We start from the raw sequence: 10,886 nt of genomic DNA on the forward strand, positions 1-10,886 counted from the left end.
GTTGGTCTGGAACGCGATGCCGTCGATCACCGAAATGATCTCCGCGATCCGGCCCGAACTTTGCGCGATGCCGCGCATGCGCTCGATCACGCTGTCGACCACGCCGCCGCCGTGGCTCGTCGCTTCGAGCGCCGCGTCGGCCAGCGCGCTCGCGGCCCGCGCGCTGTCGGTGTTCTGCCGGACCGTCGCGGTCAGTTCTTCCATGCTCGCTGCGGTTTCCTCGAGCGACGCGGCCTGCGTGCCGGTACGCGCGGACAAGTCCGCGTTGCCCCCCGCGATTTCGCCCGCGCCGACGTGAATCGCGTCGGACGCCTGCCGCACCGTGCGCACGGTATCGGCGATGCTGGCCTGCATCGCCGCGAGGCCGCGCAGCATCCGGTCGATTTCGAACACGCCGCGCGCGCGCACCGCTTCGTCGAGGCGGCCCTGCGCGATCCGCTCGAAGTGCCGGCCCGCCTCGTCGAGCGGCGCGACGACCGCACGTCGCGCGGCCGCGTAAATCGCCGCGCTGGTCGCGAGCATCGCGATCAGCAGCACGATGCCGACCCACTTGAACCACTTCATGCCGCCGTCGATCGTGTCGAGCGCGCTGCGGCTCGACGCGGCGCCGTAGTCGGCGAAACGGCGCAGTTCGGCGACGTACGCGTCCTGGAAGCGCTGCGTCGGCTGATCGAGGAAGGCCTGGATATTGTCGGCGTCGAGAAACTGCACGAGTTCCCCGAGCGCGCCGCGCAACGCGCGATAACGCTCGACGAGCGCCGCGACGCGCGCGCGGTTCGCGTCGTCGACGGGCTGTGCGGACGTCAGCACGGCAAACGCCTTGTCGGCCTCGACGAGCGAGTCGCTGGCATGGCGAATGATGTCGTCGGGCTTCGGGCCGCCGCGCACCATCCGCGTGCCGGCGCGCGACAGGTTCACGCGCGCGTCGAGCAGCCGTTCCGTCGCCTTATTGGCGGAATCGACCTGCGCGATCGCGACGTTCGACAAATCGTCGACGCCGCTGCGCGTCGACGCGAGCGCCCAGAAGCCGAGCGCTTCGATCGCGAACAGAAAGACGCAGAACACGGTCAACACGCCGAGCAGACCCGACGCGAGCTTGATTTTTCCGAACATGGAGAATTCCTGGAGAGCGGACGATGGAGCAATGCCCCGGCATTAGCGGCAATTCTTCGGCCGACTTTAGCTACCTTTCAGTCATTCCGATGGAATCGCCCTCGGACGATGCGCCCCACCGCATTCGACGCAATAATCGCGTCGCATCGCGCCGCCGATCGCAAGAAACGCGGACGAATTTCCTTGCTTATCGGCAGCCCCCTTCCTAGAGTTCAGCGCAAGCGGCCACACATTGCGAGGAAAGTCGATGACCGACATCGTGGACCACGCGCGCGGCGCATTGCGCGCGCAACCGTTCAGCATGCTGCTCGGCACGGAACTGATGCATATCGGCGACAACGAAGTGTCGCTGTGTCTCGCCGTGCGCGACGAACTGCGGCAGCAGCACGGTTTCGTGCACGGCGGCGTCATCAGCTATCTCGCCGACAACGCGCTCACGTTCGCGGGCGCGCTCGCGCTGGGCCCGCGCGTCGTCACCGGCGAATACAAGATCAACTATCTGCGGCCGGCCGTGAACGGCACGCTGGTCGCGCGCGCGAAGCTCGTCTATGCGGGGCGGCACCAGGCGACGTGCCAGTGTCACGTGTTCGTCATCGACGGCGATCACGAACGGCTCGTCGCGATCGCGCAAGGCACGATCAATCGCGTCGGCGACGGCAAGAATCCGGGCGCGCCGCAGGAAACCGCGTAAGCGCGGTGCGGGCCGCGCGTCGGCTTTCGTGCGGCGCGGCATGCGGCGGCGGGATCGTCGGCACGGTACGGCACGGCGCGTCTCGCCGTCACGGCGGCCCCCGCTTCACCTCACGCGGAATCGTCGTTCAACGGCATGAACCGCGGCGCCACACGCGCGCGCAGATTGCCGTCGCGGTCGGTGCGATAAACGCCGCGCGCGACGTTGTGCGGATGGTCGGCCGCGTCGGCCACGCTCAGCACCGGCGCGAAGCACGCGTCCGTTCCTTCGAGCAGCTTGCGCCAATGCGCAGACGGATGCTGCGCGAACACCTCGGCGAAACGCGCCTTCAGCGCGGGCCAGCGCGTGCGATCGTACTGCGACGCGGGATCGACGTCGGCCAGCCCGAGCCGTTCGATCAGCAGCGCATAGAACGGCGGTTCGAGCGCGCCGATCGTCACGCATTCGCCGTCGGCGCAGCGATACACGTCGTAGAACGGCGCGTCGTGAAACAGGCTCGGCTGCGCGCCGTCGAGCTGGCCGCTCGCACGCGCCCATAGCGCCAGCGTGCCGAGCATCGACACGATGTCGACGATCGCGCCGTCGACGACGCGGCCGGGCCCGCCCGCGCGCACGTCGAACAGCGCGCAGGCGATGCCGAACGCGAGGCCGAGCGCGCCGCCCGCATCGCCGACGACGGTCGGCGGCAGGCCCGGCCGGCCGTCGCGAGGCGCTGACAGCGACAGCATCCCGGTGAGCGCGACATAGTTCAGATCGTGTCCGGCGGCCGACGCGAGCGGGCCGTGCTGGCCCCAGCCGGTCATCCGCGCGTAGACGAGCTTCGGATTGCGGCGCGCGCAGGCGTCGGGGCCGAGGCCGACGCGCTCCATCGCGCCGGGGCGCAGCCCTTCGATCAGTGCATCGGCGTGCGCGACGAGGTCCAGTGCGGCGTCGCGGCCGGCGGCGGACTTCAGATCGAGTTCGACGATCGTCTTGCCTTCGCGCAGCAGATCGCCGTCGCGGCTGCGCAAGGCGTCGGGCGCGCTCGAGCGCCCGGCGGGACGCGCGACCAGCGTGATGCGCGCGCCCATGCCGGCGAGCATCCATCCGGCGAGCGGGCCGGGGCCGAGGCCTTCGAATTCGACGACGTGGACGCCGGAAAGCGGTGCGTCAAGCGACATGCGGTTCTCCCGTCTTCGCGGCCGGTCGGCGTGGACGCTTCAACATCTGCGCCGAACCCGTGCGTCGCGGTCGATCGACATTCGCGCTCGCACGCCGCTCAAACAAAAAATCCCCGCGCAGCGACTCCGCTTCACGGGGATCGAATCGATGGCCGGTCGCCTCAGAACGCGTCGCCCGGCACGCGCACCCACCCTTCCATCAGCACGCGCGCACTGCGGCTCATGATCGCCTTCGTGACCGTCCATTCGCCGTTCTCGAACTTCGCCTCCGCACCGACGCGCAGCGTGCCGGACGGATGCCCGAAGCGCACCGCGTTGCGCTCGCCGCCGCCGGCCGCGAGATTGACGAGCGTGCCGGGAATCGCCGCGGCCGTGCCGATCGCGACGGCTGCCGTGCCCATCATCGCGTGATGCAGCTTGCCCATCGACATCGCGCGCACCAGCAGGTCGACGTCGCCCGCGTTCACGCGCTTGCCGCTCGACGCGACATAGTCGGCCGGCTTGGCGACGAACGCGATCTTCGGCGTATGCTGCCGCGTCGCGATCTCGTCGAGCGTGTCAATGAGCCCCATGCGCAGCGCGCCATGCGCGCGGATCGTCTCGAACTTCTCGAGCGCCTTCGCGTCGCCGTTGATCGCGTCCTGCAGCTCGGTGCCCTTGTAGCCGATCGCTTCCGCGTCGACGAAGATCGTCGGAATCCCCGCGTTGATCATCGTCGCCTTCAGCGTGCCGACGCCCGGCACCGTCAGATCGTCGACGAGGTTGCCGGTCGGGAACATCGCGCCGCCCGCACCCTCTTCGTCGGCGGCCGGATCCATGAACTCGAGCTGTACTTCGGCGGCCGGGAACGTCACGCCGTCCAGCTCGAAATCGCCCGTTTCCTGCACCGCGCCGTTCGTGATCGGCACGTGCGCGACGATCGTCTTGCCGATGTTCGCCTGCCAGATCCGCACGGTCGCGATGCCGTCGCGCGGCACGCGCGCCGGATCGACGAGCCCGCCCGCGATCGCGAACGGGCCGACCGCCGCGGACAGATTCCCGCAGTTGCCGGTCCAGTCGACGAACGCGCGATCGATCGCGACCTGCCCGAACAGGTAATCGACGTCGTGGCCGGGCCGCGTGCTCTTCGAGACGATCACCGTCTTGCTCGTCGACGACGTCGCGCCGCCCATCCCGTCGATCTGCTTGCCGTACGGATCGGGGCTGCCGATCACGCGCAGCAGCAGCGCGTCGCGCGCGGCACCGGGCGCCTGCGCGGCATCCGGCAGATCCTGAAGCCGGAAGAACACGCCCTTGCTGGTGCCGCCGCGCATGTAGGTCGCGGGAATCCGGATTTGAGGAATATGCGCCATGTTGCGTTGCTCCAGTGTGGTCGGATCAGGCCGCGGCCTGCGACGATTCGAGGAAGTCCTGCGCGAAGCGCTGCAGCACGCCGCCCGCCTCGTAGATCGACACTTCCTCGGCCGTATCGAGCCGGCACGTGACCGGCACGTCGACGCGCTCGCCGTTGCGGCGATGGATCACGAGCGTCAGATCCGCGCGCGGCGTGCGCTCGCCGATCACGTCGAACGTCTCGGTGCCGTCGATGCCGAGCGTCTTGCGGTTCGTGCCCGGCTTGAACTCGAGCGGCAGCACGCCCATCCCGATCAGGTTCGTCCGGTGGATCCGCTCGAAGCCCTCGGCGACGATCGCCTCGACACCCGCGAGCCGCACGCCCTTGGCCGCCCAGTCGCGCGACGAACCCTGGCCGTAGTCGGCGCCCGCGACGACGATCAGCGGCTGCTTGCGATTCATGTACGTCTCGATCGCCTCCCACATCCGCATCACCTTGCCGTCCGGCTCGACGCGCGCGAGCGAGCCCTTCTTCACCGCGCCGTCGACCACCGCCATCTCGTTGACGAGCGTCGGGTTCGCGAACGTCGCGCGCTGTGCGGTCAGGTGATCGCCGCGGTGCGTCGCGTACGAGTTGAAGTCCTCTTCCGGCAGGCCCATCTTCGCGAGGTATTCGCCGGCCGCGCTGTCCGGCAGGATCGCGTTCGACGGCGACAGGTGATCGGTCGTGATGTTGTCGCCAAGCACCGCGAGCGGGCGCATGCCGCGCAGCGTGCGCTCGCCGGCCAGCGCGCCTTCCCAGTACGGCGGGCGGCGGATGTAGGTACTCTGCGGCCGCCAGTCGTAGAGCGGCGCCGCGCGCTCGCCCGCGTCGGCCGCGCGCGCGAACATCGGCTCGTAGACGGTGCGGAACTGCTCGGGCTTCACGCTCGACGCGACGATCGCATCGATTTCCTCGTCGGTCGGCCAGATGTCCTTCAGCGTGACGGGCTTGCCGTCCCGGTCGTGGCCGAGCACGTCCTGCTCGATGTCGAAGCGGATCGTGCCGGCGATCGCATATGCGACGACGAGCGGCGGCGACGCGAGGAACGCCTGCTTCGCATACGGATGGATGCGCCCGTCGAAGTTGCGGTTGCCGGACAGCACGGCCGTCGCGTAGAGGTCGCGCTCGACGATTTCCTGCTGGATCTTCGGATCGAGCGCACCGGACATCCCGTTGCAGGTCGTGCACGCGAACGCGACGATGCCGAAGCCGAGTTTCTCGAGCTCGGGCAGCAGGTTCGCTTCCTTCAGGTACAGCTCGACGGCCTTCGAGCCCGGCGCGAGCGAGCTCTTCACCCACGGCTTGCGCACGAGGCCGCGCGCATTCGCGTTGCGCGCGAGCAGGCCCGCCGCGATCACGTTGCGCGGGTTGCTGGTGTTCGTGCAGCTCGTGATCGCCGCGATGATCACCGCGCCGTCGGGCATCTCGCCCGGCTTCTCTTCCCACCGGCCGGCGATCCCGCGCGCGGCGAGGTCGGAGGTCGGTAGCCGCTTGTGCGGATTCGACGGGCCGGCCATGTTGCGCACGACGCTCGACAGATCGAACGTCAGCGTGCGCTCGTATTGCGCGTGCTGCAGCGTGTCGGCCCACAGGCCCGCTTCCTTCGCGTAGGTCTCGACGAGCTTCACCTGTTCGTCGCTGCGGCCCGTCAGACGCAGATAATCGAGCGTCTGGCCGTCGATGAAGAACATCGCGGCCGTCGCGCCGTATTCGGGCGCCATGTTCGAGATCGTCGCGCGATCGCCGAGCGTCAGGCTCGCCGCGCCCGCGCCGCGGAACTCCAGATACGCGCCGACCACCTTCTCCTTGCGCAGGAATTCGGTCAGCGCGAGCACGATGTCGGTCGCGGTGATGCCGGGCTGGCGCTTGCCGGTCAGCTCGACGCCGACGATGTCGGGCAGCCGCATCCACGATGCGCGGCCGAGCATCACGTTCTCCGCCTCCAGCCCGCCGACGCCGATCGCGATCACGCCGAGCGCATCGACGTGCGGCGTGTGGCTGTCGGTGCCGACGCAGGTGTCCGGATAGGCGACGCCGTCCTGCACCTGGATCACCGGCGACATCTTCTCCAGATTGATCTGATGCATGATGCCGTTGCCCGGCGGGATCACGTCGACGTTCTCGAACGCCTTCTTCGTCCACTCGATGAAGTGGAAGCGATCCTCGTTGCGGCGATCCTCGATCGCGCGGTTCTTCGCGAACGCGTCCGGATCGAAGCCGCCGCATTCGACCGCGAGCGAGTGATCGACGATCAGTTGCACGGGCACGACCGGGTTCACCTTGGCCGGATCGCCGCCGCGCTCCGCGATTGCGTCGCGCAGGCCGGCGAGGTCGACCAGCGCGGTCTGGCCGAGGATGTCGTGACACACGACGCGCGCCGGGAACCACGGAAAATCGCGCTCGCGCTTGCGCTCGACGATCTGCTTCAGCGAATCGGCGAGCATCGCCGGCTCGCAGCGGCGCACGAGGTTCTCGGCGAGCACGCGCGACGTGTACGGCAGCGTGTCGTAGGCGCCGGGCGCGATCGCCTCGACCGCGGCGCGCGTGTCGAAGTAGTCCAGCGACGTGCCGGGCAGGGGTTTGCGGTAGGCGGTATTCATCATGTGGGGGAAATCGAAGGGTGGCGTGCGGCGCGCACCGGCCGCCCGCGGAACGGGCGCCGGCGCGCGCGGCCGGTGTTTCAGCGCTTCTCGATCGGCACGAACTGCAGATCGTCCGGGCCCGTGTAGTTCGCGCTCGGGCGGATGATCTTGTTGTCGACGCGCTGCTCGATGATGTGCGCGGCCCAGCCGGACGTGCGCGAGATCACGAACAGCGGCGTGAACATCGCGGTCGGCACGCCCATCATGTGGTACGACACCGCGCTGAACCAGTCGAGGTTCGGGAACATCTTCTTCGCGTCCCACATCACCGATTCGAGACGCTCGGCGATGCTGTACAGCTTCAGGTCGCCCGCTTCCTTCGACAGCTTGTGCGCGACGCCCTTGATCACCTTGTTGCGCGGATCGGAGATCGTGTAGACCGGGTGACCGAAGCCGATCACGACTTCCTTGTTCTCGACGCGGCGACGGATGTCGGCTTCCGCTTCGTCCGGCGAGCGGTAGCGGCTCTGGATTTCATACGCGACTTCGTTCGCGCCGCCGTGCTTCGGCCCGCGCAGCGCGCCGATCGCGCCGGTGATCGCCGAGTAGATGTCGGAGCCCGTGCCCGCGATCACGCGGCCCGTGAACGTCGACGCGTTGAACTCGTGCTCCGCGTACAGGATCAGCGACGTGTGCATCGCGTCGACCCACGACTTCGACGGCGTCTTGCCGTGCAGCAGGTGCAGGAAGTGGCCGCCGATCGAGTCGTCGTCGGTTTCCGTTTCGATCCGCTTGCCGTTGTGCGAGAAGTGATACCAGTACAGCAGCATCGAGCCGAGCGAGGCCATCAGGCGATCCGCGATATCGCGCGCGCCCGGCAGGTTGTGGTCGTCCTTCTCCGGCAGCACGGTGCCGAGCACCGACACGCCGGTGCGCATCACGTCCATCGGATGCGCGGACGCCGGGATTTGCTCGAGGACCGCCTTCAGCGCGTTCGGCAGTCCGCGCAGCGCGCGCAGCTTCGCCTTGTAGGCGGCGAGTTCGGTCAGGTTCGGCAGCGTCTCGTGCACGAGCAGGTGCGCGATCTCCTCGAACTCGCACGATTCCGCGACGTCGAGAATGTCGTAGCCACGGTAGTGCAGGTCGTTGCCGGTCTTGCCGACCGTGCACAGCGCCGTGTTGCCGGCCGTCACGCCCGACAGCGCGACCGACTTCTTCGGCTTGAATGCGCCTGCGGCGGCCGGTGCTGCTGCGTCTTTCGTCTCGCTCATGTTTCGGTTCTCCTGTATCCAGATAGGCAGATTCGTCGTCGCCACGCGGGCCGCTTACTTCTTGCCCTGCGCAAACAGCTCGTCGAGCTTGCGTTCGTATTCGTGATAGCCGAGGAAGTCGTACAGCTCGGCGCGCGTCTGCATCGTCGGCACGGCCGCCTTCTGCGTGCCGTCGCGGCGCACCGTCTCGTAGAAATTCAGCGCAGCCTTGTTCATCGCGCGATACGCGCCGCAGCAGTAGAGCGCGATGTCGACGTTCGCCTCGCGCAGTTCGTCGACCGTGAACAGCGGCGTCGAGCCGAATTCCGTCAGGTTCGCGAGGATCGGCACCTTCACCGCGGCCTTGAAGCGGCGGTAGTCGTCGAGCGTCTTCATCGCCTCGGGGAAAATCATGTCGGCGCCGGCTTCGACGTAGGCGACCGCGCGTTCGATCGCCGAATCGATGCCTTCGGCCGCAGCCGCGTCGGTGCGCGCCATGATCACGAACTGGTCGTCGGTACGCGCGTCGACGGCGGCCTTGATGCGGTCGACCATCTCGTCGGTCGGCACGCACTCCTTGCCCGGACGGTGGCCGCAGCGCTTCTGGCCGACCTGGTCCTCGATATGCACGGCCGCGACGCCCGCGTTGATGAACGAGCGGATCGTGCGCGCGATGTTGAAGGCGCCGCCCCAGCCGGTGTCGATGTCGACGAGCAGCGGCAGGTCGGTCGCGTTGGTGATCCGGTTCGCGTCGATCAGCACGTCTTCCATCGTGCTGATGCCGAGATCGGGAATGCCGAGCGAGTTCGCGGCGACGCCGCCACCCGACAGATAGACAGCCTTGAAGCCGACGGCCTGCGCCATCTTGGCCGCGTACGCGGTAATCGCGCCGACCACCTGCAGCGGCTGCTCGGCCGCGACTGCCGCGCGGAACTTCGCGCCGGCGCTCTGAAGATGCGTGTTGCTCATGAACGGCCTCCTGAAGGAATGCCCATAGACAGCAAGGACCGGGCCAGCGTCGCTTCGCCGCGCTAACCCGCTGATTCTTAAGCGAACGGCGCCGCAGCCGGCGGCCCGTTTCATTTCAATTCGGAAATCTCGTATTCCAAAAATGAAATCCGGCGCGCATAATCGGCGGCCATGGACCTCTCTCCGATCAAGCCCGCCGGCGCGGCCGACCGCACGGTGCGCCCGCGCATCTGGGCGATGGGCATCAGCCGGCTGCGCGACCTGTTTCGCGAAATCGCCGGCGAATTCGACGAACGCGCGGACGTGCGCATCGTCACGCGCGCGTACGAGGATGCGCTCGGCGCCATCGCCGAGGCCGGCACCGCCCGGCCCGACGTGATCGTCGCGGCCGGCTCGAACGGCGGCTTCCTGAAGACGCGCGCGCAGGTGCCTGTCGTCGTCGTGTCGCCGACCGGCTTCGACGTGATGCAGGCGCTCGCGCGCGCGCGGCGCGATGCGACGCGCATCGCGCTCGTCAGCGCCGGCGACACGCCGCCCGAAGTGCGCCGCTTCGTCGCCGCGTACGGTCTGGACGTGCAGTTTGCGTCATATCAGACCGCACAGGAAGCCGAAGCGTGCGTGCACGATCTGCGCGATCGCGGCATCGAAACGATCGTCGGGCCCGGCCTCGTCACCGATCTCGCGGCGAGCGCCGGGATGGGCGCGGTGTTCCTGTATTCGCACGCATCGGTGCGCAAGGCCGTCGAAACGGCGCTCGAAGTCGCGTACGCGACGCATGCCGAAGCGTTTCGCCGCCAGCGGCTCGACACGCTGCTCCAGCATCTGCGCGACGGCGTCGTCGCGCTCGACGCGCAGGGCCGCGTCGAGGCCATCAACGAAAGGCTCGCGTCGGCGCTCGGCGTCGAGCCGTCGGCCGCGGTCGGCCGCGCACTCGTCGATCTGCGGCCGGAGCTGCGCACGCTGCGCGGCGAGGACGGCGAGGCGCTCGCGACCGTGCGCGGCGTGCGCTACGTCGTGCATCGCGGGCCGCTCGTCGACCGCGGCGTCACGTCCGGCAGCGTGCTGACGTTCCAGGAATCGCGCGCGGTCGAGCGGCTCGATCGCGCGCTGCGCTCGCAGCCGAACACGCAGCAGTTCGCCGCGCGCTATTCGCTCGACGACGTCGTCGGCGCGTCCGCGCCGATGACGCGCGTGCGCGAGCTCGTGCGCCGCTACGCCAAATCCGACGCGACCGTGCTCGTGCTCGGCGAAAGCGGCACCGGCAAGGAAATGATCGCGCAGAGCCTGCATGCGCTCTCCGCGCGGCGCAGCTATCCGTTCGTCGCGGTCAATTGCGGCGCGTTTCCGGAAGCGCTGCTCGAAAGCGAGCTGTTCGGCTATGAGGAAGGCGCGTTTACGGGTGCGCGCCGCGGCGGCAAGACCGGGCTGTTCGAGGCCGCGCATCGCGGCACGCTGTTTCTCGACGAGATCGGCGAAATGCCGCCGTCGCTGCAAAGCCGGCTGCTGCGCGTACTGCAGGAGCGCGAGGTGATCCGCCTCGGCTCGACCGAACCGATCCGGATCGACGTACGGGTGATCGCCGCGACGCACCGGCCGCTGCTCGCGGCCGTCGAAGCCGGCACGTTCCGCGCCGATCTCTATTACCGGCTCAACATCCTGAACGTCGGCCTGCCGCCGCTGCGCGAACGCGCGGCCGACATTCCCGCGCTCGCCGCGACGCTGCTCGTGCAGGCCGCGCGGCGCGAG

At 68.6% G+C, this 10,886-nt stretch carries 8 protein-coding genes; 2 read left to right on the top strand and 6 right to left on the bottom strand.

Features of this window, described 5'->3' with window-relative positions; genetic code table 11:
• On the bottom strand, positions 1-1,113 hold a 1,113-nt coding region (locus HMPREF3115_RS22545), incomplete at its 3' end, for a Tar ligand binding domain-containing protein (RefSeq protein ID WP_256276367.1).
• 247 nt (positions 1,114-1,360) lie between these two features.
• Between HMPREF3115_RS22545 and HMPREF3115_RS22550 the strand changes: the two genes are divergently transcribed.
• Positions 1,361-1,804 carry a PaaI family thioesterase gene (locus tag HMPREF3115_RS22550; protein ID WP_006397391.1) on the top strand — a complete coding sequence of 148 codons (444 nt, stop codon included), beginning with the start codon at positions 1,361-1,363 and terminating at the stop codon, positions 1,802-1,804.
• A gap of 110 nt (positions 1,805-1,914) precedes the next feature.
• Here the strand turns inward: HMPREF3115_RS22550 and HMPREF3115_RS22555 are convergent, their stop codons facing one another.
• The 5 genes from HMPREF3115_RS22555 to prpB form a co-directional block, all read right to left on the bottom strand.
• Complete coding sequence (locus HMPREF3115_RS22555) at positions 1,915-2,964, bottom strand: CaiB/BaiF CoA transferase family protein (RefSeq protein WP_070556152.1); 1,050 nt, start codon at positions 2,962-2,964, stop codon at positions 1,915-1,917.
• A 161-nt stretch (positions 2,965-3,125) separates the two neighbouring features.
• Positions 3,126-4,316 carry a 2-methylaconitate cis-trans isomerase PrpF gene (gene prpF, locus HMPREF3115_RS22560; protein ID WP_006407909.1) on the bottom strand — a complete coding sequence of 397 codons (1,191 nt, stop codon included), beginning with the start codon at positions 4,314-4,316 and terminating at the stop codon, positions 3,126-3,128.
• Between the two features lie 25 nt (positions 4,317-4,341).
• Positions 4,342-6,939, bottom strand: coding sequence for a Fe/S-dependent 2-methylisocitrate dehydratase AcnD (acnD, locus tag HMPREF3115_RS22565; protein ID WP_125902526.1), 2,598 nt, complete (start codon positions 6,937-6,939; stop codon positions 4,342-4,344).
• Between the two features lie 80 nt (positions 6,940-7,019).
• Positions 7,020-8,192, bottom strand: a complete 1,173-nt coding sequence (gene prpC, locus HMPREF3115_RS22570) for a bifunctional 2-methylcitrate synthase/citrate synthase (RefSeq protein WP_070556156.1) — start codon at positions 8,190-8,192, stop codon at positions 7,020-7,022.
• Positions 8,193-8,246: 54 nt separating this feature from the next.
• Entirely contained in the window at positions 8,247-9,140 is an 894-nt protein-coding gene (gene prpB, locus HMPREF3115_RS22575) for a methylisocitrate lyase (protein ID WP_006397396.1), read from the bottom strand.
• Between the two features lie 171 nt (positions 9,141-9,311).
• Between prpB and prpR the strand changes: the two genes are divergently transcribed.
• The coding region (gene prpR, locus HMPREF3115_RS22580) for a propionate catabolism operon regulatory protein PrpR (protein ID WP_070556158.1) at positions 9,312-10,886 on the top strand (1,575 nt) is incomplete at its 3' end.

The organism is Burkholderia sp. HMSC10F09, assembly GCF_001806955.1.
Lineage (GTDB): Bacteria > Pseudomonadota > Gammaproteobacteria > Burkholderiales > Burkholderiaceae > Burkholderia > Burkholderia multivorans.

Bases quoted from the DNA above. Each gene is read 5' to 3' on its own strand.
- prpC (WP_070556156.1), bottom strand. From the start codon at position 8,192: ATGAGCGAGACGAAAGACGCAGCAGCACCGGCCGCCGCAGGCGCATTC.
- HMPREF3115_RS22550 (WP_006397391.1), top strand. From the start codon at position 1,361: ATGACCGACATCGTGGACCACGCGCGCGGCGCATTGCGCGCGCAACCG.
- acnD (WP_125902526.1), bottom strand. From the start codon at position 6,939: ATGAATACCGCCTACCGCAAACCCCTGCCCGGCACGTCGCTGGACTAC.
- prpB (WP_006397396.1), bottom strand. From the start codon at position 9,140: ATGAGCAACACGCATCTTCAGAGCGCCGGCGCGAAGTTCCGCGCGGCA.
- HMPREF3115_RS22555 (WP_070556152.1), bottom strand. From the start codon at position 2,964: ATGTCGCTTGACGCACCGCTTTCCGGCGTCCACGTCGTCGAATTCGAA.
- prpF (WP_006407909.1), bottom strand. From the start codon at position 4,316: ATGGCGCATATTCCTCAAATCCGGATTCCCGCGACCTACATGCGCGGC.